This is a genomic window from Agromyces sp. Y182 (assembly GCF_059445385.1).
On sequence record NZ_JCAIUF010000001.1, the window covers coordinates 3,010,588 to 3,034,789 of the forward strand.

Consider the following 24,202-nt stretch of genomic DNA (forward strand, 5'->3'; position numbering starts at 1 on the left):
CGGTCACGCGGCACACCCTACGCGCCTTTCGTTTCGCAAACAACTTGGTTTCGTATTGCAAAGTAGCCCGGCAGGCCGCATGATTCCCCTATGACTGATGCAACGGCGCGCGCGAGCGGGCAGCCCGACGCGCTACGGCGGCGGGAGCTCGCGCTGGCTCTCGTCGCCGAACGCGGCTTCGTGCGCGTCGCAGAGCTCAGCGCCGCATTCGGCGTCACCACCGTCACCGCCCGCGCGGACCTCGACGCGCTCGAACGCCAGGGAGGCATCAGGCGCGTGCACGGCGGGGCCGTGCCGGTCTCCTCGCCGCTTGCGACCGCGCGGCCCGAACGAGAGCCGAGCTTCGAAGAGGCGCTCGAGGCATCCGTGGTTCCGAAGCGGCTCATCGGCGAGCTCGCGGCTTCACTCGTCAAGAGCGGACAGAGCATCATCCTCGACGTCGGCACGACGACGCTGCAGGTCGCTCGTGCTCTGCGTGCCCGCACCGAGCTCGACGACGTCGTCGTCTTCACGAACGGGCTCTCGATCGCGCTCGAGCTCGAGGCCGAGATCCCGCGCTTCACGGTCGTCGTCACCGGCGGCACGCTGCGGCCGAAGCAGCACTCGCTCGTGCACCCCCTCGCGGGCTCGATGCTCGATGAGGTGCACGTCGACCTGGCCTTCATCGGCTGCAACGGCGTCGACCCCGTGCACGGTGTGACCAACGCGAACCTGCCCGAGGCGGCGGTGAAGGCGCTCATGATGAGAGCCGCTGCGCGCTCGGTCGTCGTCGCCGACGCGACGAAGCTCGGCGAAGTCCATCTCGGCAGGGTCGCTCCCATCGATGCCTTCGACGCGCTCGTCACGGATGCCGCTGCGCCGCAGGCGATCGTCGCGGAGCTCGAGGACGAGGGGCTCGCGGTGCACTGCTCACGAGACTCTAGAGTGGATCCATGACCCTTCCCACGGGCGAGCAATTCGCCCTCGAGACGTCGACGTCGAGCGGGGACATCCGCGCGACGATCACCGCCGTCGCCGCAGGCCTCCGCACCCTCAGCATCAACGGCATCGATCTCGTGCCGTCGTTCCCAGAAGACCAGGCGCCGCCCATGGGCGCCGGCATCGTGCTCGTGCCGTGGCCGAACCGCATCCGCGACGGGCGGTGGAGCCACGAGGGCGTCGAGCACCAGCTCGCGATCACCGAGCCGGCGCGAGCCAACGCCATCCACGGCCTGCTGCGCTACACCGAATACAAGCCGATCTCCCGCGAGCGCGACTCCGTGACCCTTGCGGCGACGGTGTATCCGCAGCTCGGCTATCCGTTCCTGCTCGGCACGGCTGTGCACTACGAGCTCGTGGCCGACGGGCTGCGAGTCACGCACTTCGTCGAGAACCTCGGCGCCGACACCGCGCCCGTCGCGATCGGCACCCATCCCTACCTGAAGATCGGCGGCGTGCCGACAGCCGACCTCACCCTGCGTCTCGACGCCGCGAGTCACATCGAGGTCGACGACCGGCTGCTGCCCACGGGCGAGGTGCCCGTTGATGGCACCGAGTGGGACTTCCGTGAGGGCCGCAGGGTCGGCGATGTCTCCCTCGACGACGCCTTCGGCGAGCTCGCGAGCGAAGACGGCCAGGTGCTGCACACGCTCACCGCGCCCGACGGCCGCAGCGTCTCGATCTGGGCCGACGACGAGTTCGACTACGTGCAGGTGTACACCTCGCGTGAGTTCCCGGGCGAAGACGGCGATGTCGCAATCGCCGTCGAGCCGATGACGGCGCCCGCCGAGGCGTTCAACTCGGGCCGGGGCCTGCGTTGGCTTGACCCGGGCGAGGAGTGGCAGGTCTCGTGGGGCATCCGTTTCGAGGGGTTCACGGCGGAATAGGCGCAGGCCTCTCTCTCGACGAGGCATCTTCCGCTTCGAGGGGATTCGGGTGCATCCGATCACGGTCGTGCCTGCAACGGAGGGTCGCGAAGTCGAGGACCCGGGTTCTGGCAGGCAACGTTCGATCGTGAGCATTGGCTCTCGATTTGGCAGCGTTATGAACCATTCGGCAGGCAGCGTTCACAAACCGTCATTTCTGAGCGAAACGTTGGGTCGCCCTCGTATCTGTTCGTCATCGATCGCACATCGCTTCTGTAACGACCTTCGCGGCTGGTTCCGACCCCTCGAACACTCGGGGATGATCTCTCTCGGGGTGTGACGGGGGAGTCCAGGATGGCAGCGACGAACTGGCAAGGCGGTAAGAAGCCGATCCATTGGCCGTGGGGATTGCGATTGTCGCCACACTGCTCAGCGGACTGCTCCTCTGGCTCGCCAACCTGCGATTCGCTCTCCCGCCCGTGATGCCTCCACGACCAGTGCCGGACTACGCCGTGCAGACTGCTTGGAGCCTGGCCGGTGCCGTCGCGGTGGTGCTGGTCGCGATGGTGACACTCTTGATCGGTTCACGGATCCCGCAACGTAGGCACGGGATTCATGCCACGGGTGTTGTCGCGATGATCGTCGTTGGCGTCAGCTGCGGAGTGATCGCATTCGTTATATCTGCCCGGTGACTGGCAGTCTCGATCTGTGTCCAGAAACGACGGTTTGAGAGCGTGCTCAGAACCGGTCGATTGTGAAACATTGGATTCGCTGATCCTCGCGTTCTCACCCGAGAGCTGCATCACCGTGGCCGTTTGATGGGAGGGCCGCGGCGATGCAGTCGAGGACGCGCTGGAGCCCGCTTGCGAACTGATCGCTGCGGCTCATGTGCGGCTGGCGGGCTTCCATCACGATCTTGGTGAAGATCGGGAACCGCCCGCTCTCGATTAGTAGGTCGACGTACCGGGAGCTCTGTGCCATCCACTCCGACTCGCTGAGCGCGCTGCGACGCATTTCTTCGGCCGAGCTGATCTCCTCGCGGACCGTGCCCTCGACGTAGCCTTTCAGCATGGCGATGAGGCTGAGGTTCTCATCGATGGAGACCACAGGGTCAAGCACGCCCATCAGCCGTTCGATCAAGAGCAGCTGTTTGGGGCCCAAGCTGGGGAGTGACCGTTGGGTGGTGGCGATCCATGGGTGCCTCAACCACATGGCCCGCAGCCTGTCGGCGTAGCGGGTCAGGTCAACGCGCCAGTCGCCCGAGGGCATGTCCGTGACGTCGATCTCACCCAACACCCGGTCGGTCATGAGCTGGACCAGGTCGTCTCGGCTCGGGACGTACCTGTAGAGAGACATCGCGCTGGCGCCGATCTCGGCGGCGATCCGCCGCATGGTGGCGGCCTCGAGCCCCTCGGCGTCGGCGAGCCGGACGGCCGCCGCCGTGATCTGCGCACGGCTGTACAGCGGCTTGGGTCCGCGGGCGGGCTGTTCGGGCCGCATCCAGATGCTCACATACTCGGCGTCGGTCACCATTCCCCTCTCGCTTGCGTACATTGTACCCACTAGCCTAGTGTGAACGCATAACCGCGTACACCGTACCCAGCTGGAGGGCATCATCATGTCGGATCCCATCGTGCTTGCCGAGGGACTGCACAAGTCGTTCGGCGACACCCACGCCCTACGGGGCCTGAACCTGAGCGTCCCGCGGGGAACGGTCTGCGGTGTGCTGGGACCCAACGGTGCAGGGAAGACGACCGCGGTTCGCATTCTGGCGACCTTGTCAGATCCCGATTCGGGGCACGCCCGCATCGCCGGTTATGACGTAGTCCGCGACGCCGGCCAGGTGCGCGCGAGGATCGGACTCGCCGGTCAATACGCCGCCGTGGACGAGAAGCTCACCGGCCGCAGCAACCTGCGCATGTTTGGGCGCCTCTACCATCTGTCTCGACGTGAGGCGCACAGACGGGCCGACGAGTTGCTCGACCGGTTCAGCCTGACGGACGCCGCCGATCGGCAGGTTGCCGGCTACTCCGGAGGCATGCGTCGTCGCCTCGACCTGATCACCTGTCTCATCCTGCGCCCCGAGGTACTCTTCCTGGACGAGCCGACCACTGGCCTGGACCCGCGCAGCCGTGGCGAGATCTGGGACAGCGTTCGCGAGTTGGTGGCCGACGGCACCACGGTGCTGCTGACCACGCAATATCTGGAGGAGGCCGACCAGCTGGCCGACGCCATCGCCATCGTCGACCACGGACAGGTTATTGCCACGGGCACTCCCGACGAGCTCAAGGCGGTGATCGGGGACCGTCTCGACGTTGTCGTTGAAGATCCTGCCGCGCTACGTCCAGCAGCAGCCGTACTGAACGCGCTGACGGGGAGCGAACCGACGTTGACGGGCACCGACGGGCTCAGTGTCGCCTTGCCCGGCGGCTCGGTGCGCCTCGCCGATATCGTGCGTGAGCTCCACCGCGCCAACATCGCCGCGGCCGACGTGCGGCTACGTCACCCCACCCTCGATGAGGTGTTCCTGCGCCTCACGGACCGAAAGGAATCCGTACAATGACTACCCACACCCCGTTGCGGAGCCTGCGCTGGACTTTCTCTGACGGGCTGACCCTGATCGGCCGCGAGCTGGCGCGACTGCGCCAGGAGCCCGCGGAGCTCATCGCTGCGCTAATCTTTCCGGCCATCATGGTGGTGCTGTTCGGGTACGTGTTCGGCAGTGCTATCCAGGTGCCGAATGGCGGCAACTACCGCGAGTACCTCATGCCCGGGCTGTTCGCTATGGTGACCTTCTCCGGGGTGACGGCGGTCATGACGCGGATGGCGAACGACGCCTCCCGCGGGGTGATGGACCGGTTCCGCTCCATGCCGATGACGCGCTTGGCAGTACCGTTCGGGCAGACCGGCGGCGACTTGCTCATCGGTCTGCTGATGCTGGCCATCATGGTGGTCGCGGGCCTGCTGGTTGGTTGGCAGCCGCACCATGGCCTGATCCCCACGGCCCAGGCATTCCTTCTGATGATCCTGATGCGGTACGCGCTGAGCTGGGTAGGCGTCTACGTGGGCCTATCGGTGAAGAACGAGCAGGTTGCTGACGCGATGGTGCCCTTGGGCCTGCCGTTCACGATGCTGTCGAACGCGTTCGTCCCGACCGGCGGTATGCCGGGGTGGCTCCGCTTTCTGGCGGACTGGAACCCGGTGAGCGCGCTTACCGCAGCATCACGGGAATTGTTTGGCAACCCGGGCGCGCCATCCGGAGACATGGCATGGCCCCTCGCGCATCCGGTGACCGCTGTCCTGCTCTGGTCGACCGCGCTGCTGGTGATCTTCGTCCCATTGTCGCTCCGCGCCTACACGCGCAGAGGTCGCTGAACTCTCAAGTGGTCGCCGTTCCCAATCACCAATCAAAACAAAACGGTGCTAGCCCTGACTCAGAAGGGCACGTTCGACCGGCAGCATCGGCACACTCAATAACGACCGGTACCGACCACGCTCACAAACCGTCGTTATCTAGAGTCGGGTCAGACGTGGTCATGACGTCCAGCACGAGACTCAGCGGATCGGAAGTCTTCCTGGTGGACGCGGTTATCTTGAGCCGTCCATCAAGCGGCTCGGCCTCGTCACCGTGCCGTGGTCGAGGCGGCGTCGTAAGGACTCATCGGTGGAACGTTGCGACGCGGGCAGCGGTGCGCCGCTGGCTCCTTGCTGGAGGTCGCGGAGTCGGCGGATCTCGGCGCAGATGTCGGGCTGGGTGTAGAGCCAGGAACGTGAGACTTGCGCTTTCTGCACGACGATCTGGAAGGTGGCCGCCCCGCCTTCGCGGTCGAGGTCACGAAGAGCCTGGGTGGCTTTGGCGCGCGTGGCCTCGTGACGCAGTTGGGCGGCGGCGATCAGGTGATGGCTGTTATCGGCATGCATCAGGTGCTTGCCTCGCCGTCCTGGTCGTTCTCCAATGTGGTGATGATCTGGTCGAGGTTTCCCAGGACCTGCTGGTTCATCTCGATCAGCCTTTGCTGACCGCGGGCTTCGGCCGCGACGATGATCTGCACGACCTGCTGACGATGCTGGCGGTGCTCGGGCAGGAACTCCGAGGTGGTGATGAACATCGGGCAGCTCAGGCACGCGTTCGCGTGTGGGCAGGACTGCTGGACCGGCAGCCCGCAGAAGCCGTTGGACGTCGCAGCGCTTGAGCCACCGGTGCAGCGCCTTTCGGTAGGCCCCGTCACCGACCGACTCGCGGCCGTCGTCGTTGTCGGTGACTCGCGGGAAGAGCACGGGCGTACCAGCCGGCCACCGCTCCTGGAGCCGGCGGCGCTGCGCGGTGATGGCCTGGGCGAGGTCGGCGTCGATGGGCACCAGGGCCTCGCGTTTCATCTTGTGGTTGAGGTAGCGCAGGTAGGGCGCTCCCTCACCGTCGTAGGCGATGCAGTCGGTCGGCAGGCGGACGGTGTCGGTGATGCGTAGCCCGCACCCCATCAGGATCAGCTCGTAGCTGGGGTTGTTCCACTTGGCGAGGTTGTCCGGGTTCTCCAGCTGGGCCATCACGGTTTCGCTCAGCGCGCGCGGTTGCCGGATGGCTTCCTTTCAGCATGTGGTGGGTCACGGTGCCCGAGAACCGGGTGTGCAGGTGCGCGAGGTAGCGCTCCAACATCTCCCGGTCCAGGTCTGCCAGCCCCTGGACGGAAGGGGCGGCGTCCATGAGGAACTGCCCGAAGGACGTGATCGCCCGGGTGCCCGAGGAAACGCTGACCACCCCGAGTCCCGTGGCCGGGCGCCAGCGGGCCCAACGTTTCGCCAAGGCCTTCAGCCAGGGCTGCGGGATGTCCTCGAAGGTGATCCGGGCGAGCCGCCTGTCCTTGATGCCGAGCTCACGCAGCTGCCAGACGTCCTTGCCGTACTCCGCGTCCCAGCTGCTGGCCTGACGGGACGTTCGCCGCCGCTCGCGGCCGGTCCTCGAGGACTGGTCCGGCACCAGCGGGATGGGCGAGCTCACAACTGCACCTCCCGGCCGGTGAACCAGCCCGCTTCCTCCAGCGCCCTGCGGGCGTCCTCGGCGCTCAGGTGCCCGTAGACGGCGGCAGTGGTGGTGATGTCGGCGTGGCCGAGCAGCTTGGAGATGATCTCGATCGGCACGCCGTCGCGCAGCATCCGGGTGGCGGCGGTGTGGCGGTACCAGTGCGGATCGAAGTCGATCCCGGTGCGCCGGCGCAGACGCGTGACCAGGTCGTAGACCGCCGTGTAGGTCAGCGGGTGACCATGGGGTCGGCCCCACAGGTTCACGAAGACGTAGTCGGAGTCCAGGTCGCCGTACTCCAGGTGCAGGTAGTCGGCGTAGAGCCGGATCAGTTCCGCGCTGACCGGCACCGTCCGCGGGTTGCGTGACTTGGAGCGGGCACCGTTGTCATTGACCCGGCGCTGGACCGTGATCTGGGACTCGGCCGCGGCGATGTCCTCATGTCGCAGGCCTAGCGCTTCCCCGATCCGCATCCCGGTGTCGAAAAGCACGGCGAACAGGAACCGATCGCGCAGATGGGCACAGGCATCGAGGATCGTCGGCACCTCGACGGCGCTGAGCACGCGCGGGAGCTTGCGTTGCGCACTCAGCACGATGGCCCGCCGCGCTTGCGGTTTGCCCTTGCTGATGTGGTGCAAGAACGGCTTCCACTCCGAGCTACGGCCTCCGGCAGGCTGCCACGTCCTGAGCAGCTCCCCGAGGTCGATGCCGTGGCGGGCGGCGTGCTGGTAGAACGCGCTCAGGAGAGCGGGCCGCTTCACAGCGAGATGTGGCCGGTGTTGCCATTGACGATGACCACGGACGAAGGGTTGAGGAGCTCGGGCGCTCGTGGGACTGAGAGTACGGCGGGTATCCCGACTTCCCTGGCGACGATCGCTGCATGGGAGAGCACTCCACCTATTTCGGTCACCACTGCCGATGCAATGGTGAACAGCGGTGTCCACGCAGGATCGGTGTGGCGGCAGACCAGCACATCCCCGCGCTTGACCTTAGGAAAGTCGCCTGGTCCGCGGACCAGGCGGACGGGACCGGAGGCCACTCCTGGACTGGCTGGCACTCCGGTGATGGTGACATCGCCGGCGGCCGTCAGGGACGGTGCTGTGGAGTCAGGGACGACTGCCGTCACGGGTCGGGCTTGAAGGACCCACGTCGTGTCATCCGTGATGGCCCATTCGATGTCTCTGGGACCACCCAACGTGCTGGAGACCTCTTTGCCGAGGGCGTGCAAGCGCAGAACGTCGCGGTCCGTGAGACAGGGCTCCTTCTGCTCTGTCGGCACTGTGGATCGAGTGACGAGATACCCGTCGTAGCGGTCGGTGCGCTCGGTCTTGAGTCCTAGTCGGCGCTCGACGATGCCAGAGTCTCTGACGCGCCAGGAATCCGGAGTGACGTGGCCGGCGACGAGCCGTTCTCCGATGCCCCACGAGGCTTCGATCACGCTGGTAGTGCCGGTGAACATGATCCCGGAGACGCTGGCATCCACGAACCGTTGGACGAGCACGGCCATGTCGACTGGTGCCTGCCGGGCTTGGCGGGCTCGGTACGCGGCAGCGCGATCGGTCCACAGCGAGGCCCAGCACTTCAGGATCGCCTGGCATACCTGCTCGGTTCCGCGCAGGACAAGGAAGCTGTCATGCTGTCCTGCGGCAGATGCGTGGGCGTTGTCTTCAGCGATCGAGGATGAACGCACGGCCACGTAGTCAGTCGGTGCCCCGTCGGTGATGCGCTCCAACGCCCGGGAGACGTCATCGACAACGCCGTCCGGGAGGCGAGAGCGCAGGATTCGTGATCGAGCCTCTTCGGCGTGATCGGTGGAGAGTTCGGTGAGGCCAAGTGCCGTGGCCGCGGCTCGGTAGGTGGTTGCTGGCACCACGAAACCGGTAGGTACTTTGAAGCCAGCCCGTGTCAGCCCGGCCAAGGGGGCGGCTTTGCCACCGGCGGTCGAGTGATCGGCGTCGACGAGGTCCACGATGTTCACAGCTGTCTCCCGCCGGCAAAGCCTGTCCACCGCAATTCGGCGGGCAGGTGAGACATGTCGTTGACCATCACCACGCCAGGGGGTTCCCCGTCGGTGTGTTCGATCACCGTGAGCCCAGTGTTGGCGACACCGGCCAGCGACATCCATCGGGCAGGTGGGGCACTGAGTGCATCGCGCACCATCCAGGCGATCGGGTACGCGTGGGTCACGGCTACCTCGTGGGTCGGGCGCTGTGCCCGCGTGTTCGGCGTGCCGAACCGTGCCGCCAGGCCGTCTGCGGTCCTTCGACCGGCATCGGCTTCGCTGCGGTCGTAGCCGTCGAAGAATCCCACCCATGAGGGTGAGAGGTCTTCGCGGTCAGGGACGAACGGGACATGGTCGACGAGTTCGGCGGCCTCGTTGACCAGTACGCGCCGCATCTCCGCTGCGATAATCTCGGCACTCTCGACCGCCCGTGGCAGCGGGGAATGCCACACGACGTCGATGGGCAACCGGGCGAGTCGCTGGCCGATCAATCGGGACTGTTCCCGACCCTCGTCGGTCAACTGGCCCCAGGCGTCGGCCGCCCCGTGGCGCACGAAATAAACAGTGCGAGCAGCCATCACCGTCCTCCTTCATGTGGTTCCGAGGAACGGTCGTGACCGAGACTGGACAACAGATCCTCATGGAGTTCTGCCCACACGATGTGGCAAGAGAGCCGGCCCACGCCTGCCACCCACTGATGGTCACCCGCGCGAGCCTTCTCCAAGGCCGCCGAGAACTGCCGCGGGTACCGGCTGAATCGCGGAAGCCGGGCATCCAGTTCAGCTATGAGGTCGCTGAGAGCATCGCCTAAGTCCGTCAGCTCACGCAACACCTCCACACTGCGGTCCGCCCGGTCAGCGGAAGAGTGAAGCTGCCAGTCGGTCACCGCCCGGACGAGGCGGGGATTGACGCTGCCCTCGAAGTCCTCAGCCGTGGCTTGGAGGACGGGTCGCGCTCCGGATGCCTCAAGTTCTTCCTGTAGCAGTTCGCCGTCGCGACTCTTGCCCGCTTCCGTGAGAATCCAGCCACCGGAGTCAGCGAACGCCATGCGCTCAATCAGGTGCTGCCCTTCGAGGACGCGGAGAGTGTCACGGACGATGTTGGCTGGCAGGTCGACGCGGTCAGCGACCGCCTCAGTGTCCGCGAACCCGGCGAGGCGGACCGCGTGAAGCACCAGCAACTCGTCACGGGACTGCCACGTCGTATCGGATCGTTCAGATGTCATTCTGGTTGCTCCACGACGTCGCCGGCCTGGGCGCGAGTCGACACCCGCTGGAAGCGCTGCTGGGCCGCCTGCGGAGACTTCACTCCCAATTGCTTAGCGATGTCGGGCCAGGTCAATCCCTCTGCCCTCGCGATCAGCATCAAACCTGATTCGAGGGCATCGAGGTCAGCTCGTGCCGACTCCAGAAGTGTCAACGCGGCTCGAAGATCGTCGTGAGAAGCTTCCCCGACAGTCGAGTTCGCTCGCCACATGGCAAACCGCAGCAGGGTCACATCGTCGGGCATAGCCCCCGGTGGCAGCCACGGGAGCGGAGGCAACCCGTCGGCACCGGACTCGCACAGCTGTCGCCGCGCCGAGTCCAGCTCGTTCAACTCATCAAATTCATTCGGAACAGCAGGAACCATGCAGCAACCCTGACAGCACCAACATCACGTTGTCAACAGCCTGTTGATATCTGAGGACCTTCATCGGTCAGAGCACCCTGTTCAGTCCAGACCCCGAGCTGGACACCCGTCCACGACACAGAACCGAAGGTCATAGCCTGCGGTTGCGCTCCAGGACTCTAGATAACCGTCGTTTGCGGGCCGCCCGCTTCCCTCATCGAACGGCGCGAGCGCTCTTCGCCCACGACCGAATAGTCACGGGCCTCAACCGACGACGCACACTCCCGAGTCCACAGCCCTGCTGAGATTCGGCGCGTCGCCGGCGAGCGGCGCGAGGGTCGACGCCGGAATCGCGAATCCGACGTTGTCGACGGCCTCCGATTTCGCGAAGACGACCCCGCCCACCGCGCCGTCTCCGGTGAGCACCGGCCCGCCCGAATTTCCGTGGTCCACGTCGGCCGCGAGCGTCATCACGTCGCGCGTCGAGGTGCCGTCGGCGACCGAGATCGTGAGCGGTCCGCTCGCCATGACGTTCGCCGGGCGCAACTCGAACGGCCCGCCGAAGGGGTAGCCGGCGACGGCGACCTCTTGGCCCGGTGTTGCCGTTGCGAGCGCGAGGGGCGGCGTCGCGAGTCCGTCGACGGCGATGAGCGCGAGGTCGTTCGTGTCGTCGTAGGCCACGACCCGTCCGGGAAGCGCGGGCTGGCCCGGTGCCTCGACGATCGGCTCGGTGACGCCGGCAACGACGTGGGCGTTCGTCACGATGCGGTCGGATGCGACCACGAAGCCGCTGCCCGACAGGGTCGAGCCGCACTGGAACGCGCTGCCGGTGACGCGCACCACGGATGCCGCGGCGCGGGCGAGCTCGGCATCGTCGACCTCGAACGTGGGCAGCGCCGGGCTCTCGGTCGGGCCGTCGAGCACGTCGGCGAGCCAGGGGATGCCCTCGCCGAGCGCGGCGGTGCGGATCTCGGCGAGGAGTGTGCGGGTCGGTGCCGGTGTGACGGCGTCGAGGGTCTGCAGCACCCGCGATCCGGCCACCGCGGGGGAGAGCACGGGGACACCCATCGCCGAGACCCCTGAAGCGACGAGTGCGACGACGAACGCCGTGACGAGCAGGTTGCCGAGAGCACCGAGGACTCGGTCGAGCACCCCCAGCTTCACTGCCCTCGCGCCGTGCCGGAGGGCACGGCCCGCGACCGCGCCGAGCCACCCACCGAGGCTGAGCAGCACGATGGCGACCGCGATCGCCGCGGGTGCCCGCCACTCGGGCCAGGCGACGACACCGGCGATCCAGGGCATGACGAAGTAGGCGGCGATTCCGCCGGCGACGAGCCCGATGAGTCCGGCGGCCGTGCGCAGCAGGCCCGCGCGCGACCCGTTCACGACGGCACCGATGAAGACGAGCACGAGCGCGATGTCGAGCAGGATGCTCCAGACCACTGTGGCTCCATTCGTCGGCGGCGGGCGGGGATCTCCAGCCTGCGGCATCCGTCTCTGAGAGTGCTGAAGGCGCGCACACGGCAGGGCGGGTTCTCCGCAACCCACGACCGAACCGATCGTCGTCATCGCCGCAGAGTCGACCTGCGACAACGGATGCCACGTCGACGCGGCACCTCGGTTAGGGTCTGAGTGCCGCGGCCGATCGGCCGGGCCCACCACACGATGAGGAGTTCGGATGCGCGTCGGCATGTTCCTGAATTACGCGGGCGGCTTCCGTGAGGTCGCCGACGAGGTCCTCGAGCTCGAACGAGCGGGCGTCGACCTGATCGCCGTGCCCGAGGCCTACTCGTTCGACGCGGTCAGCCAGCTCGGCTTCCTCGCCGCCCGCACGTCGACCATCACGCTCGCCTCCGGCATCCTGCAGCTCTACACACGTACGCCCACGCTCACGGCGATGACCGCCGCCGGCCTCGACTACGTCTCCGACGGCCGGTTCGAGCTCGGCATCGGGGCATCCGGCCCCCAGGTCATCGAGGGATTCCACGGCGTGCCCTACGACGCGCCGCTCGGCCGCACCCGCGAACTCGTCGAGATCTGCCGCATGGTGTGGCGCCGCGAGCCCGTCGTGCACGATGGGCGCCGCTACCGCATCCCGCTGCCCGAAGGCGAGGGCACGGGCCTCGGCAAACCGCTGAAGCTCATCAACCACCCGGTGCGCGAGCGCATCCCGATCACGATCGCCTCGCTCGGCCTCAAATCGGTCGAGCAGACGGCCGAGATCGCCGACGGTTGGCTGCCGATGTTCTTCCACCCCGAGCGTGCCGCCGGGGTGTGGGGCGACGCGCTCGCCGCGGGCACCGCCAAGCGTGGGCCCGAGCTCGCACCGCTCGACATCTTCGCGAGCCCCGCGCTCGCGATCACCGATCACCCCGAGCAGGTGCTGCCGCTCGTCAAGCCCCAACTCGCGCTCTACGTGGGCGGCATGGGCGCTCGGGGCAAGAACTTCTACAACGAGCTGATCTCGAACTACGGCTTCGAGGCTGAGGCGGCCCTGATCCAGAACCTGTATCTCGAGGGGCGCAAAGACGAGGCGATCGCCGCCGTGCCCGACGAGCTCGTGCGTGCCGTCTCCCTCATCGGCCCTGCGTCGTACGTCGCCGAACGGGTGGCTGCGTTCGCGGAAGCTGGGGTCACGACGCTCGCCGTGACCCCACTTGCCCGCACTTCGGACGAGCGGGTGGCGTTGATGTCGGGGTTCCGCTCGATCGTCGGCTGAGCCTGTTGCCGCGACATCCGCTCGCCTTCAGGTGAGCGAGCGGATGCCTCGTGCATGAACATTGCCCGAGGCAACTCCCGACTGCCTCTGGCGCGGGGCGCCGCTGCAGGTCTACCGTGAAATTGTGCTCACGAAGACGTGGGCGCAAGGGACACCTGGGGAGGAGCCGCCGTGGCGGGAACGTTCGGACTCTACGAGGATGCGAGCGGGCGATTCAGGTTCCGACTGAAGACCGGCAACGGTCAGACGATGGCGGCATCCGAAGCCCGCACGACGAAGGCGGCCGCGAAGAGCGGCATCGAGTCGGTGCGCAGGAACGCGCCCGCTGTACCGCTCGTCGACCAGGCCGAGTAGTTCGAACGCCCGCCGAGGCGGTGCCAGGAGCGTCGCGAGAGTGAGGGGGTGTCATCGGTATGAACAATGACGCTTGGGTGGGCCCCGTCGGGCTCGAACCGACGACCCGCGGATTAAAAGTCCGCTGCTCTGCCAACTGAGCTAGAGGCCCGCCGAACCAGAATAGCCTGCTCGCGGGTGCGCTCGGTGCGACGAAGTCGAATGGCTGCTGCGTGTCTCGTCTGCGATTCGGTGAATGCAGTCGAATGCGCGGAGGATTCGATGAAAACTTGGTCTCGGCGGAGCTCGCCGGCGGACCTCGCCGGCTGAGCCCGTCCGGGCGGGGTTCGGCTCGTGCGAGTAGTGTGTGCGGCGATGTCTTCCGATTTCCATCGCCCCACTCGTTTTCCATCCGGCAAGTTCGAGGGGTTCCTCGGCGCCGAAGATCCCGCACAGATCAGCCGCGTGGCGCACGACACCGCTGCCGCGTTGCTGGCGAGAGTGCGTGCCGACCCCGATCCCGAGGTCGTCGCCCGCCTCGTGACGTACACCGACGAACACGGCATCGATGCGATCGCCGAGCTCTGGGCGCCGGCATCGCCGAGGAGCCTGCCCGGTGCGCTGTGGCGGGTCTATCTGCTGCGCACCCTGATCCGGCAGGATCCGCAGGGCCTGAGCCTCGCCTTCCAGCGCGGCACCGAGGTCTCCCACACGATCGACCAGGTCGTCGCGGGTGCGGCCATCCCCGCCGGCCCTGACGAGGTCCGCGAACTCGCCGACCGCATCCTGCACGGCCTCTTCACCGGGGACTTCGCCGTCGCGCTCGACCGAGCGTCCGCATTCGCGCGGGTGACCGCGGCGGGCATGGCGAGTCTCGCCGACGACGCCGATGCGACCGACGCCGCGAACCCCGTCCGCTCCCGGGAACTCACGAAGCGAGCTCTCCGTCTGACACAACTCGCCGAAGAGCTCACTTCGTGCGCACGACTCTGGCGCACCGACTCGCTCGACTGATTCCCGATTCTCGTCACCACGAGTCTCGGGAATGAAGTGGCACCCGACCTCGTTTACACTTGACGAGGCCGGCCGCAGTAACCCCGGGCTCCAATATTCGCCGCTCCGAGCGGCCTCGCGCCGAGAGGCGTTCTGCGGCCGGCCTTCCTCGTCTCCGGCGTCGGCCCGCGTTCATGCGTACGCCAACCACGAACCACGGTGAACGGATGCCCCGGAGCCGCGCGTGCGCGCGGCATCCGCGTAGCATCGGAAGATGCCCGAGACCGTCACCCTGCTCATCGAGCCCGTGCCCGCCGACACCCGCGCCACGGACTTCGGCTCGACGCTCCGCGAAGTCGATGCCGCGGCCCCGGCGCTGCGTGTCGGCGAGTTGTCGACGCAACGCGGCGACGGCGTCTTCGAGACGATCGCGGTGATCGACGGCCACGCGCAGGAGGCCGGGCCGCACCTCGAACGCCTCCGCAATTCGGCGCTCATCTGCGAACTGCCGGAGCCGAACCTGCCGCAGTGGCGCGCCGCGATCGATCGCGCGCTCGGGAGCCTGCCCGTCGCCGGCCCATGGGCGATGAAGCTCGTACTGAGCCGCGGCGTCGAGCACGGGCCGGCTCCAACCGCCTGGCTGCACGCGGCGCCGGCCGCGGACTTCAGCGAGGTGCGCGAGCGCGGGGTCTCCGTCGTCACGCTCGACCGCGGGTACTCGCACGACGCGGCCGAGCGTGCGCCGTGGCTGCTGCTCGGGGCGAAGACCCTGAGCTACGCGACGAACATGGCCGCGCTCCGCGAAGCGCATCGACGCGACGCAGACGACACGATCTTCGTCTCTTCAGACGGCTATGTCATGGAGGGGCCGACGTCGAGCGTGATCCTCCGGCACGGCGACGTCTACTCGACGCCGGCACCGTCGGGTGCGATCCTGCACGGCACCACGCAGCAGAGCCTCTTCGAGCATCTCGCCGCGACGGGTCGGGCGACGCAGTACCGAGACCTCCCGATCGCCGAACTCGCTTCCGCCGACGCACTGTGGCTCGTGTCGAGTGTGCGGCTCGCCGTCGGGGTGACCCGGCTCAACGGGGCATCCGTCGCCTACGACGCCGACGAGACCCGGGCGTTCAACGCCTACCTGCTCTCGCCTCGCGACTGAACCGCGACGGGTCGGGGCTCAGCCGAAGCGGCCCGAGACGTAGTCTTCGGTCGCCTGCACCGACGGGTTCGAGAAGATCGTCGTGGTGTCGTCGTACTCGATGAGGTTGCCGGGCTTTCCGGTGCCGGCGATGTTGAAGAACGCGGTGCGGTCGCTGACCCGCGAGGCCTGCTGCATGTTGTGCGTCACGATCACGATCGTGTACTGCTGCTTCAGTTCCTCGATGAGGTCTTCGATCGCGAGCGTCGAGATCGGGTCGAGCGCCGAGCACGGCTCGTCCATGAGGATCACCTCGGGAGAGACCGCGATCGCGCGGGCGATGCACAGGCGCTGCTGCTGGCCGCCCGAGAGGCCCGAGCCGGGGCGGTCGAGGCGGTCCTTCACCTCGTTCCAGAGGTTCGCCCCGCGGAGCGACTTCTCGACGAGCTCGTCGGCGTCGGACTTCGAGATGCGCTTGTTGTTGAGCTTCACGCCCGCGAGCACGTTCTCTTTGATCGACATCGTCGGGAACGGGTTCGGCCGCTGGAACACCATGCCCACCTGGCGACGCACGAGCACCGGGTCGACGTCGGGGTCGTAGAGGTTGTTGCCGTCGATGAGCACCTCGCCCTCGACGCGGGCGCCGGGGATGACCTCGTGCATGCGGTTCAGCGTGCGGAGGAAGGTCGACTTGCCGCAACCCGAGGGGCCGATGAACGCCGTGACGCTGCGGGGCTCGATCGAGAGCGTCACGCCTTCGACGGCGAGGAACTTCGAGTAGTAGACGTTGAGGTCGCGGACCTCGATGCGCTTGGACACGGGTTTCCTTTGCTTGCGGGTCTCAGCGGCCGAACTTCGGCGCGAAGATTCGGGCGATGAGCCTCGCGATGAGGTTCAGCGCCATGACGATGAGGATGAGGGTGAGCGCGGCGGCCCAGGCGCGGTCGATGAACGCCTCGGCCGGGTTGCCCTGGTTCGCGTACTGCGTGTAGACGTACACGGGCAACGACTGCATGCGGCCGTCGAAGATGTTGTAGTTCACGCTCGCGGTGAAGCCCGCGGCGATGAGCAGCGGCGCGGTCTCGCCGATGACGCGGGCGATCGAGAGCATGATGCCGGTGGTGATGCCGGCGATCGAGGTGGGCAGCACGACCTTGACGATCGTCAGCCACTTCGGCACGCCGAGGGCGAGGGCCGCCTCGCGGAGCTCGTTCGGCACGAGCTTGAGCATCTCTTCGCTCGAGCGAACGACGACGGGGATCATGAGCAGCGACAGGGCGACGGCGCCGGCGATGCCGGTGCGGGTGCCAGGGCCGAGGAAGATCGCGAAGAGCGAGTAGGCGAAGAGGCCGGCGACGATCGATGGGATGCCGGTCATGACGTCGACGAGGAACGTCACACCGCGGGCGAGCTTGCCCCGACCGTATTCGACGAGGTAGATCGAGGTCATCAGGCCGATCGGGATCGAGATGATCGCCGCCGCCCCGGTCATGAGCAGGGTGCCGATGATCGCGTGAAGCGCGCCACCGCCTTCGCCGGTGACGTTGCGCATCGACATCGAGAAGAAGTCGGCGTCGAAGCGCGCGGCGCCGAGCGTGACGACGGTGATCGCGAGCGAGACGAGGGGGATCATCGCGAGGAGGAACGCGCCCGTGACGAGCGCGGTGACGAGTCGGTCCATCGCGCGGCGACGGCCTTCGACGAGGGTCGAGAACAACCAGATCGAGGGGATGTAGAGCAGCGCACCGATGAACAGCGCACCGCCCCAGTTGTAGCCGGCGCCCGTGCCGACGGCGACGACGCCGAACACGGCGGCGGCGACGGCGATCGCGGCGATGAGGATCGTCCATGGCGCCGACTTCGGAAGCCGCCCAGCGGTGAGCGAATTGGCGATCGGCGTGCCGGCCTCGGGGGCCCGAGTGGTCTGGACGGTCATCAGTTGGCTCCCGAGAATTCCTTGCGGCGGTTGACGATCCAGCGCGCGAAGGCGTTGACCGCGAAGGTCACGATGAAGAGGATGAGGCCGGTGGCGATCAACACGTTGACGTTGAGGCCGTACGCCTCGGGAAAGCTCAGCGCGATGTTCGCCGCGATCGTGTTCGGGTTGACGGAGGTCAGCAGCTGGAACGTGATCACCGGCGATGCCGAGAGCACCATTGCGACGGCCATCGTCTCGCCGAGCGCGCGCCCGAGGCCGAGCACCGATGCGGAGATGATGCCGGGTCGCCCGAACGGCAGCACTGCGGTGCGGATCATCTCCCAGCGGGTGGCGCCGAGGGCGAGTGCCGCCTCCTCGTGCAGCACGGGCGTCTGCAGGAACACTTCGCGGCAGATGGCGGTCATGATCGGCAGCACCATCACCGCGAGCACGAGCGCCGCCGTGAGGATCGTGCGGCCGGTGGCAGACGGGGTGCCGCTGAAGAGCGGGATCCACCCGAGATTCTCGTTGAGCCAGGCGTAGGCCGAGACGAGGGCCGGAGCGAAGACGCCGATGCCCCAGAGGCCGAAGACGACCGACGGCACCGCGGCGAGCAGGTCGACGATGTAGCCGAGCACCGATGCGAGCCGGCGCGGTGCGTAGTGCGAGATGAAGAGGGCGATGCCGATCGAGACGGGCAGCGCGACGATGAGTGCGAGTGTGGCGGCCCAGATGGTGCCGAAGATGAGGGGCCCGACGTAGTCCCAGAAGTTCGTCTTGAGGATGGAGGCATCCTCGTTGGAAGCGACCATCGCAGGCAGTGCCTGCACGATCAGGAAGATGGCCACGGCGGCCAGGGTGACGAGGATCATCGATCCCGCGAAGACCGCCGAGCGGGAGAAGACGAGGTCGCCGACGCGGAGCTTCGCCTTGATCGGGGCCGTTACGGTCATCTGGTGCGATCCTCGGATCTCAAGGGAGGGATTCTGGGTGGCGATCGTGCCCGACCCCGTCGTGAACGATCGGGGTCGGGCACGAACCTACTACTCGATCGAGTCGATCGCAGCCGTGATCTTCTCGCGGAGCGTGTCCGAGATCGGGGCGGAGCCCGCGTCGGTCGCGGCGACTTCCTGGCCCTCGGGGCTCGCGATGTACGAGAGGTAACCCTTGACGAGTTCGACGTTCGCCGGGTCCTCGTACTGGCCGCACGCGACGAGGTAGCTCACGAGCACGATCGGGTAGACGCCCGCCTCTTCCGAGGTGCGGTCGATCTCGATGGCGAGGTCGCCATCGGCGCGGCCCTCGGCGAACGGCGAAGCGTCGACGATGGCGGCAGCGGCCTCGGGGGAGTACGGCACGAACTCGTCGCCGACCTGGATCGAGACGGTGCCGAGGTCACCGGCGCGTGAGGCGTCGGCGTAACCGATGGTGCCGTTGCCGTTGGTCACGGCGTCGACGAGGCCCGAGGTGCCCTGAGCGGCTTCGCCGCCTTCGAACGGCCAGACTCCGTCGGCTTCCCAGCTCCAGACGTCGGATGCCGCGGCGCCGAGGTACTCGGTGAAGTTCTCGGTCGTGCCCGAGTCATCGGAGCGGTGCACGGGCGTGATGGCGAGGTCGGGCAGCGTCACGTCGGGGTTCGTCGCGGCGATCGCCGGGTCGTTCCAGTTCGTGATCGTGCCGGCGAAGATGCCCGCAACGGTCGCCGCGTCGAGGTCGAGCGAGTCGACGCCCTCGAGGTTGAAGATCACGGCGATCGGCGAGATGTAGAGCGGCAGCTGGACGATGGTCGAGTCGGGCGCGCACTTGGCGAAGCCGCCGGCGGCGAGCTCCTCGTCGTTGAACGCGCGGTCGGAGCCGGCGAAGTCGCTGGCGCCCTCGAGGAAGGTCTCACGACCCGCTCCAGACCCGGAGGGGTCGTAGTCGATGGTGACGTCGGGGTTCGCGGTCTGGAAGCCGGCGATCCACGACTGCTGTGCGGCGTCCTGCGAGGAGGCGCCCGCGCCGACGAGGTTGCCCGAGAGCGTCGATGCCGAGTCAGACGGAGTTGCGCCGCCTTCGTTCGAAGCACAGGAGCTGAGTGCGATCACCGCAGTGACGGCGATGACGGCGGGCACGCCGAAACGCTTGAGGTTCACGTGAATTCCCTTCCGGGGTTCGATTGCAGGTTGTGGGCCGGTGCCGACCCGCCTGCGACGCTAATGAGCGCGCCTTACCAGCTTCCGCCACGACGGTAAACAGCAGGTGAACGACCGCTGTCGATGCGGATGCCGCGGCCGCTATCGCCGGCATCAGCGCACGACTCAGTGGAGCGGGCGGAAGAACTCGCGCAGATCGGCCGCGAGGAGCTCGGGTTCTTCATGCGGTGCGAAGTGGCCGCCTCGCGGCAGCTCGGTGTATCGCACGACGTTGTAGGTGCGCTCTGCCCACGCACGTGGCGGGTGAGTCAGGTCGCGCGGGAAGACGGCGACGGCGGTGGGAACCTCGACTCGGGCGACGCGTGTGGTCAGGCCGGCTGCGAACTCCCAGTACGGCCGGAACGAGGTGGAGATCGAGTTCGTGAACCAGTAGAGCGACGCTTGCGTCAGCAGGAAGTCGTCGCTGAACCGTGACGCGAGATCGCCGTCGCAATCGCTCCAGGCGCGGTACTTCTCGATGATCCATGCAAGCAGACCGGTCGGCGAATCGGACAGTGCGGGAGCCAGGCTGAGCGGCCGTGTCTGCTGCTCATGCTGATAACCGCCTTCGACCGCCACCCAGGCTTTCACCTCGTCGAGATAGACACGCTCTGCTGCAGACAGGGTCGTCTCGTCGGCGGCGGCGGGGGCGGCGACCGCGAGCAGGTGGATCCCGATCACCGCCTCGGAGTGAGCCTGCGCCAGTCTCGAGGTGATTCCCGCACCCAGATCGCCCCCGTGCGCCCCGTAGCGCTCGAACCCGAGCTCGTCGTGCATGAGGCGGTGCCAGAGTTCGTGCGTCTGCTCTTCATGCATGTCTCGCTGCGGCGAGAACGGGAAACCCGGCAGCGCCGGAACAACGACGGTGAACGCGTCGGCCGCGTCGCCGCCGTAGTGCGATGGGGTGGCGAGCCGCCGGGCGACCTCGACGAGCTCGAACGCGGTGCTCGGCCAACCGTTCGTGAGGATCAGCGGCATGGCGCCGGGGCGTTCAGCTTCGAATCGCAGGTAGCGGAGCGGGATCGCGTCGATCGTCGCGACGGCCCAGGGCAGGTCGTTGATGGCCCGCTGCTGTGCGTACCAGTCGAAACCGTCGGCCCAATAGGCGGTCAAGCGTCGCAGTTCGGTCGGGTCGGTGCCCGCCACCCACCCGGTGACCGGCCACTCACGCGACCAGCGAGTGTGCTGAAGCCGATCTCGCAGATCGTCCAGTTCGGCCTGTGGCACGTCGATCGCGATTGCGTCGGTCATCGTCCTATTCTCCTCTGTGAACCCTCGATCGGTCGTCTGCGGCGACCGGTATTGCGACCGCGCCTACGCCCGCGGTGCGTGCGTCTCGATCGCGATGATGCCCGATCCCGGACTCGTCGCCGAGAGGTGCACGACACTGAACGCGCCGGCCTCGAGCCCAGCGGCATCCGTGACGTACGCGCCCAGGGGAGTGCCGGTGGCGAGAGCCACCTCACGCATGATCTCGGGCAGCACCGGGGCGTGGCTGCAGATGATCGCGCTCTTGCCGGCCCGCACCCGTTTGCCGACGACGCGGCGCACTTCGGCGTCGCCGGACTCCCACGCGTCCTGGCTGATGCCCGCATCGCGCTTGATCTCGATGCCGGTCGCGGCGGCGAGCGGCGTCACCGTCGTCACGCATCGCACGGCCGGGCTCGACACGATGCGTTTCGGTGCCCACGCGCCGAGCGTTTCCACGAGTCCCGCCGCCTGCTCGATGCCTCGTTCGGTCAGCGGCCGCGCGGCATCGGCTCTCTTCCAACCCGAGCGACCGACGGCTTTGCCGTGCCGCACGACTGCGAGCGAGAAGGTCGAGGTGACGCCCTGGTCGAGCAGCGTCGCGAAGGCGTCGAGGATCTCGACGTCGGGCTCGTAGCTGAGGTATCCACGAGCCCGCTTGATCGTGACCCACTCGAGGGCGGCGACTTCGGCGTTCGGCTTGAACGTCGAGCGTTGCACGGCCCGTTCGCTCACTTCGGCCGCCCAGTAGTGCACGATCTTCTCGCGCCCGCTCGGCAGCGGATACCGCGAGACCCCGAGCGGCACCCCGAGTGCGACCTCGAGCCCCGTCTCTTCCGCGATCTCGCGCACGGCGGTCTGCGGCAACGACTCGCCGGGGTCGACTTTGCCCTTCGGGATCGTCACGTCACCGTACACGGTACGGTGAATGACCAGCACGTGCATCTTGCCGTCGATGACTCGCCAACAGACGGCGCCGGCGGCGTAGACCGCCGTCGTCACCGCCTCGGTCCCGAGCGAGGGCGCTGTCCGGAACGAGTGCGTTGGCCGATCTGCTGCATGAGCCTATTCTGCATGTCATCGAGCGGATGCCCCGCAGCATCCACCGATCGCCTGGCCCACTCGCCCGAGCCGTCGAGCCACCACGCGCTCGTCGTCTCGGCCATCGCGAGGTCGAACAGCGAGTCGATCTCACCGAGGTGCACGGGATCGGCCAGCCGCACGAGCGCCTCGACTCTGCGGTCGAGGTTTCGATGCATCATGTCGGCCGAGCCGATGTAGACCTGCGTGTCGCCGTCGTTGAGGAAGGAGAAGATGCGCGAGTGCTCGAGGTAGCGGCCGAGCACCGAACGCACCCGAATGTTCTCGCTGAGCCCCGGGATGCCGGGCCGAAGGCTGCAGATGCCGCGCACCAGCACCTCGACGGGCACTCCCGCGTTCGACGCGCGGTAGAGCGCGTCGATGATCGCCTCGTCGACGATCGAGTTCACCTTGATGCGGATGCCGCTGGGGCGCCCGGCCTCGGCATTGCCGATCTCGCCGGCGATGAGCTTCAGTAGCCCCTTGCGCAGGTGCAGGGGTGCGACGAGCAGCCGCTTGAACTTCTTCTCGATGGCGTAGCCCGAGAGCTCGTTGAAGAGCCGGGTGAGGTCTTTGCCGACCTGGTCGTCGGCGGTGAGCAGACCGAGATCTTCGTAGATACGGCTCGTCTTGGGGTTGTAGTTGCCGGTGCCGATGTGACTGTAGTGGCGAAGCACGCCCTTCTCCTGGCGGATGACGAGTGCCAGCTTGCAATGCGTCTTCAAACCGACGAGGCCGTAGACGACGTGCACGCCGGCCTTCTCGAGCTTTCGCGCCCACGAGATGTTCGCCTGCTCGTCGAATCGCGCCTTGATCTCGACGAGGGCGAGCACTTGCTTGCCCGACTCCGCCGCATCGATGAGGGCTTCGACGATGGGGCTGTCGCCCGAGGTGCGGTACAGCGTCTGCTTGATGGCGAGCACGTCGGGGTCGGCGGCAGCCTGCTCGAGGAACGCCTGCACGCTCGTGGCGAACGATTCGTACGGGTGGTGCAGCAGTACGTCTTGGCGGGAGACCGCGGCGAAGACGTCGGCCCGAAGGCTCGACTCGCTCGGCTGCAGCTGCAGCGCGGTGGTCGGCACGTGGGTGGGGTAGTGCAACTCGGGCCGGTCGAGACGCGAGAGGTCGAAGAGGCCGCCGAGGTCGAGCGGCGCGGGAAGGCGGAACACCTCCTGCTCGGTGACGTCGAGTTCGCGCACGAGGAGCCCGAGGGTCACGTCGTCCATGTCGTCGGTGATCTCGAGCCGGATCGGCGGCCCGAACCGGCGGCGCAGCAGCTCTTTCTCGAGCGCCTTGATGAGGTTCTCGGTCTCGTCCTCTTCGATCTCGACGTCTTCGTTGCGAGTGACCCTGAAGACGTGGTGCTCGACGATCTCCATGCCGGGGAAGAGGTCGCCGAGATGGTTGGCGATGAGGTCTTCGAGGGCGATGTAGCGGGCGTCTTCGATCGATTCGCCCGGATCGACGCGCACGAACCGGGGCAGCATCTGCGGAACCTTGACGCGCGCGAACTCCTGCCGCCCCGTGCGACTGTTGCGCACACGCACCGAGAGATTCAGCGAGAGTCCCGAGATGTAGGGGAAGGGATGCGCCGGGTCGACCGCGAGCGGCATGAGCACGGGGAAGATCTGCTTGGAGAAGTAGTCGCGCAAGTGGGCGTGCTCGTCGTCGCCGAGCTCGGCCCACGTGATGATGCGGATGCCGGACTCGGCGAGCGCCGGCTTGACGAGTTCTTGATAGGCGGCGGCGTGCCGCTCCTGCAGCTCGTGCGCCTTCTTGGAGATGTCGCTGAGCACGTCGAGTGGCGACCGCCCGACGTTCGACGGCATGGCCAGCCCGGTCACGATGCGGCGTTTCAGGCCGGCGACCCGCACCATGAAGAACTCGTCGAGGTTCGAGGCGAAGATCGCGAGGAAGTTCGCCCGTTCGAGCACGGGCACCCTCGGGTCTTCTCCGAGCTCGAGCACGCGTTGGTTGAACGCGAGCCAGCTGAGCTCGCGGTCGAGGTAGCGCTCAGGTGCGAGCTCGGGCGCGCCCTCGAGGTCGAACGGCTCGAAGTCGTCGTCGAAGTCGCTCGACGTGCGGTCGTCGAGGATGCTGTCGGCGGTCATCCCCTCATCATGCC

The 24,202-nt window shown here is 67.2% G+C and carries 25 protein-coding genes and 1 tRNA gene; 8 read left to right on the forward strand and 18 right to left on the reverse strand.

The genetic code is table 11. The annotated features are described in order from the left end of the window. Window positions 1-90: 90 nt before the first annotated feature. Together AC1C2R_RS13810 and AC1C2R_RS13815 are read left to right on the forward strand one after the other, a co-directional pair. Window positions 91-936 carry a DeoR/GlpR family DNA-binding transcription regulator gene (locus AC1C2R_RS13810; protein ID WP_495353058.1) on the forward strand — a complete coding sequence of 282 codons (846 nt, stop codon included), beginning with the start codon at window positions 91-93 and terminating at the stop codon, window positions 934-936. Then, entirely contained in the window at window positions 933-1,865 is a 933-nt protein-coding gene (locus tag AC1C2R_RS13815; protein WP_495353059.1) for an aldose 1-epimerase family protein, read from the forward strand. Before AC1C2R_RS13810 ends, AC1C2R_RS13815 begins: the two co-directional genes overlap by 4 nt. Window positions 1,866-2,630: 765 nt before the next feature. Here AC1C2R_RS13815 and AC1C2R_RS13820 read toward each other — a convergent pair. Continuing rightward, window positions 2,631-3,374: a TetR/AcrR family transcriptional regulator gene (locus tag AC1C2R_RS13820; RefSeq protein WP_495380290.1), complete on the reverse strand. Its 744-nt coding sequence runs from the start codon at window positions 3,372-3,374 to the stop codon at window positions 2,631-2,633. 88 nt (window positions 3,375-3,462) lie between these two features. On the opposite strand from AC1C2R_RS13820, the gene AC1C2R_RS13825 reads away from it, so the two are divergent. Both AC1C2R_RS13825 and AC1C2R_RS13830 read left to right on the forward strand, forming a co-directional pair. Beyond that, the gene (locus AC1C2R_RS13825; RefSeq protein WP_495353061.1) at window positions 3,463-4,407 is read left to right on the forward strand and encodes an ATP-binding cassette domain-containing protein; all 945 of its coding nucleotides are present in this window, start codon (window positions 3,463-3,465) and stop codon (window positions 4,405-4,407) included. Further along, a complete protein-coding gene (locus tag AC1C2R_RS13830) occupies window positions 4,404-5,219 on the forward strand; it encodes an ABC transporter permease (protein ID WP_495380291.1) in 816 nt (271 codons plus the stop codon). The genes AC1C2R_RS13825 and AC1C2R_RS13830 overlap by 4 nt, the downstream gene beginning before the upstream one ends. A 213-nt stretch (window positions 5,220-5,432) precedes the next feature. Here AC1C2R_RS13830 and AC1C2R_RS13835 read toward each other — a convergent pair whose 3' ends face one another. From AC1C2R_RS13835 to AC1C2R_RS13875, 9 genes are all read right to left on the reverse strand, one after another. Continuing rightward, complete coding sequence (locus AC1C2R_RS13835; RefSeq protein ID WP_495380292.1) at window positions 5,433-5,765, reverse strand: DUF6262 family protein; 333 nt, start codon at window positions 5,763-5,765, stop codon at window positions 5,433-5,435. Beyond that, window positions 5,765-5,953: a hypothetical protein gene (locus tag AC1C2R_RS13840; RefSeq protein ID WP_495380293.1), complete on the reverse strand. Its 189-nt coding sequence runs from the start codon at window positions 5,951-5,953 to the stop codon at window positions 5,765-5,767. The genes AC1C2R_RS13835 and AC1C2R_RS13840 overlap by 1 nt, the downstream gene beginning before the upstream one ends. A 302-nt stretch (window positions 5,954-6,255) precedes the next feature. Then, window positions 6,256-6,840: a hypothetical protein gene (locus AC1C2R_RS13845; RefSeq protein WP_495380294.1), complete on the reverse strand. Its 585-nt coding sequence runs from the start codon at window positions 6,838-6,840 to the stop codon at window positions 6,256-6,258. Next, window positions 6,837-7,622 (reverse strand): tyrosine-type recombinase/integrase, encoded by a 786-nt coding sequence (locus tag AC1C2R_RS13850; protein WP_495380295.1) that lies wholly within the window; start codon window positions 7,620-7,622, stop codon window positions 6,837-6,839. Before AC1C2R_RS13850 ends, AC1C2R_RS13845 begins: the two co-directional genes overlap by 4 nt. Beyond that, entirely contained in the window at window positions 7,619-8,839 is a 1,221-nt protein-coding gene (locus tag AC1C2R_RS13855; RefSeq protein WP_495380296.1) for a PEP/pyruvate-binding domain-containing protein, read from the reverse strand. The genes AC1C2R_RS13850 and AC1C2R_RS13855 overlap by 4 nt, the downstream gene beginning before the upstream one ends. Continuing rightward, window positions 8,836-9,441: a histidine phosphatase family protein gene (locus AC1C2R_RS13860; protein ID WP_495353067.1), complete on the reverse strand. Its 606-nt coding sequence runs from the start codon at window positions 9,439-9,441 to the stop codon at window positions 8,836-8,838. Before AC1C2R_RS13860 ends, AC1C2R_RS13855 begins: the two co-directional genes overlap by 4 nt. Beyond that, a complete protein-coding gene (locus tag AC1C2R_RS13865; RefSeq protein ID WP_495380297.1) occupies window positions 9,441-10,088 on the reverse strand; it encodes a transcriptional regulator in 648 nt (215 codons plus the stop codon). The genes AC1C2R_RS13860 and AC1C2R_RS13865 overlap by 1 nt, the downstream gene beginning before the upstream one ends. Continuing rightward, entirely contained in the window at window positions 10,085-10,492 is a 408-nt protein-coding gene (locus AC1C2R_RS13870; protein ID WP_495380298.1) for a hypothetical protein, read from the reverse strand. The genes AC1C2R_RS13865 and AC1C2R_RS13870 overlap by 4 nt, the downstream gene beginning before the upstream one ends. Window positions 10,493-10,735: 243 nt before the next feature. Beyond that, on the reverse strand, window positions 10,736-11,914 hold the full coding sequence (locus tag AC1C2R_RS13875) for a MarP family serine protease (protein WP_495380299.1): 1,179 nt from the start codon (window positions 11,912-11,914) through the stop codon (window positions 10,736-10,738). 235 nt (window positions 11,915-12,149) lie between these two features. Between AC1C2R_RS13875 and AC1C2R_RS13880 the strand changes: the two genes are divergently transcribed. Both AC1C2R_RS13880 and AC1C2R_RS13885 read left to right on the forward strand, forming a co-directional pair. After that, window positions 12,150-13,190, forward strand: a complete 1,041-nt coding sequence (locus AC1C2R_RS13880) for an LLM class F420-dependent oxidoreductase (RefSeq protein ID WP_495380300.1) — start codon at window positions 12,150-12,152, stop codon at window positions 13,188-13,190. Window positions 13,191-13,361: 171 nt separating this feature from the next. After that, window positions 13,362-13,544 carry a YegP family protein gene (locus AC1C2R_RS13885; protein WP_495353072.1) on the forward strand — a complete coding sequence of 61 codons (183 nt, stop codon included), beginning with the start codon at window positions 13,362-13,364 and terminating at the stop codon, window positions 13,542-13,544. A gap of 78 nt (window positions 13,545-13,622) precedes the next feature. On the opposite strand, the gene AC1C2R_RS13890 is transcribed toward AC1C2R_RS13885, so the two are convergent. Continuing rightward, a tRNA-Lys gene (locus AC1C2R_RS13890) sits at window positions 13,623-13,695 on the reverse strand. 203 nt (window positions 13,696-13,898) lie between these two features. On the opposite strand from AC1C2R_RS13890, the gene AC1C2R_RS13895 reads away from it, so the two are divergent. Both AC1C2R_RS13895 and AC1C2R_RS13900 read left to right on the forward strand, forming a co-directional pair. Beyond that, entirely contained in the window at window positions 13,899-14,537 is a 639-nt protein-coding gene (locus AC1C2R_RS13895; RefSeq protein WP_495353073.1) for a DNA-directed RNA polymerase subunit beta, read from the forward strand. A gap of 253 nt (window positions 14,538-14,790) precedes the next feature. Next, window positions 14,791-15,678: an aminodeoxychorismate lyase gene (locus AC1C2R_RS13900; protein ID WP_495380301.1), complete on the forward strand. Its 888-nt coding sequence runs from the start codon at window positions 14,791-14,793 to the stop codon at window positions 15,676-15,678. Between the two features lie 18 nt (window positions 15,679-15,696). On the opposite strand, the gene pstB is transcribed toward AC1C2R_RS13900, so the two are convergent. From pstB to AC1C2R_RS13935, 7 genes are all read right to left on the reverse strand, one after another. After that, complete coding sequence (gene pstB / locus AC1C2R_RS13905) at window positions 15,697-16,476, reverse strand: phosphate ABC transporter ATP-binding protein PstB (RefSeq protein ID WP_495353075.1); 780 nt, start codon at window positions 16,474-16,476, stop codon at window positions 15,697-15,699. A 22-nt stretch (window positions 16,477-16,498) separates the two neighbouring features. Further along, window positions 16,499-17,593, reverse strand: a complete 1,095-nt coding sequence (pstA, locus tag AC1C2R_RS13910; protein WP_495353076.1) for a phosphate ABC transporter permease PstA — start codon at window positions 17,591-17,593, stop codon at window positions 16,499-16,501. Continuing rightward, entirely contained in the window at window positions 17,593-18,528 is a 936-nt protein-coding gene (gene pstC, locus AC1C2R_RS13915) for a phosphate ABC transporter permease subunit PstC (protein WP_495353077.1), read from the reverse strand. The genes pstA and pstC overlap by 1 nt, the downstream gene beginning before the upstream one ends. Window positions 18,529-18,618: 90 nt before the next feature. Continuing rightward, complete coding sequence (locus AC1C2R_RS13920; protein WP_495380302.1) at window positions 18,619-19,710, reverse strand: phosphate ABC transporter substrate-binding protein PstS; 1,092 nt, start codon at window positions 19,708-19,710, stop codon at window positions 18,619-18,621. A 165-nt stretch (window positions 19,711-19,875) separates the two neighbouring features. Further along, complete coding sequence (locus tag AC1C2R_RS13925) at window positions 19,876-21,000, reverse strand: epoxide hydrolase family protein (protein WP_495380303.1); 1,125 nt, start codon at window positions 20,998-21,000, stop codon at window positions 19,876-19,878. A gap of 63 nt (window positions 21,001-21,063) precedes the next feature. Next, window positions 21,064-21,999 (reverse strand): NUDIX hydrolase, encoded by a 936-nt coding sequence (locus tag AC1C2R_RS13930; RefSeq protein WP_495380304.1) that lies wholly within the window; start codon window positions 21,997-21,999, stop codon window positions 21,064-21,066. Then, window positions 21,996-24,188, reverse strand: coding sequence for an RNA degradosome polyphosphate kinase (locus AC1C2R_RS13935; RefSeq protein WP_495380305.1), 2,193 nt, complete (start codon window positions 24,186-24,188; stop codon window positions 21,996-21,998). The genes AC1C2R_RS13930 and AC1C2R_RS13935 overlap by 4 nt, the downstream gene beginning before the upstream one ends. Window positions 24,189-24,202 lie beyond the last annotated feature (14 nt).

Coding starts and splice junctions, on each gene's coding strand:
- AC1C2R_RS13810 (WP_495353058.1), top strand. CDS start 91: ATGACTGATGCAACGGCGCGCGCGAGCGGGCAGCCCGACGCGCTACGG.
- AC1C2R_RS13815 (WP_495353059.1), top strand. CDS start 933: ATGACCCTTCCCACGGGCGAGCAATTCGCCCTCGAGACGTCGACGTCG.
- AC1C2R_RS13825 (WP_495353061.1), top strand. CDS start 3,463: ATGTCGGATCCCATCGTGCTTGCCGAGGGACTGCACAAGTCGTTCGGC.
- AC1C2R_RS13830 (WP_495380291.1), top strand. CDS start 4,404: ATGACTACCCACACCCCGTTGCGGAGCCTGCGCTGGACTTTCTCTGAC.
- AC1C2R_RS13835 (WP_495380292.1), bottom strand. CDS start 5,765: ATGCATGCCGATAACAGCCATCACCTGATCGCCGCCGCCCAACTGCGT.
- AC1C2R_RS13840 (WP_495380293.1), bottom strand. CDS start 5,953: ATGTTCATCACCACCTCGGAGTTCCTGCCCGAGCACCGCCAGCATCGT.
- AC1C2R_RS13860 (WP_495353067.1), bottom strand. CDS start 9,441: ATGGCTGCTCGCACTGTTTATTTCGTGCGCCACGGGGCGGCCGACGCC.
- AC1C2R_RS13865 (WP_495380297.1), bottom strand. CDS start 10,088: ATGACATCTGAACGATCCGATACGACGTGGCAGTCCCGTGACGAGTTG.
- AC1C2R_RS13870 (WP_495380298.1), bottom strand. CDS start 10,492: ATGGTTCCTGCTGTTCCGAATGAATTTGATGAGTTGAACGAGCTGGAC.
- AC1C2R_RS13880 (WP_495380300.1), top strand. CDS start 12,150: ATGCGCGTCGGCATGTTCCTGAATTACGCGGGCGGCTTCCGTGAGGTC.
- AC1C2R_RS13895 (WP_495353073.1), top strand. CDS start 13,899: ATGTCTTCCGATTTCCATCGCCCCACTCGTTTTCCATCCGGCAAGTTC.
- AC1C2R_RS13900 (WP_495380301.1), top strand. CDS start 14,791: ATGCCCGAGACCGTCACCCTGCTCATCGAGCCCGTGCCCGCCGACACC.
- pstA (WP_495353076.1), bottom strand. CDS start 17,593: ATGACCGTCCAGACCACTCGGGCCCCCGAGGCCGGCACGCCGATCGCC.
- pstC (WP_495353077.1), bottom strand. CDS start 18,528: ATGACCGTAACGGCCCCGATCAAGGCGAAGCTCCGCGTCGGCGACCTC.
- AC1C2R_RS13925 (WP_495380303.1), bottom strand. CDS start 21,000: ATGACCGACGCAATCGCGATCGACGTGCCACAGGCCGAACTGGACGAT.
- AC1C2R_RS13935 (WP_495380305.1), bottom strand. CDS start 24,188: ATGACCGCCGACAGCATCCTCGACGACCGCACGTCGAGCGACTTCGAC.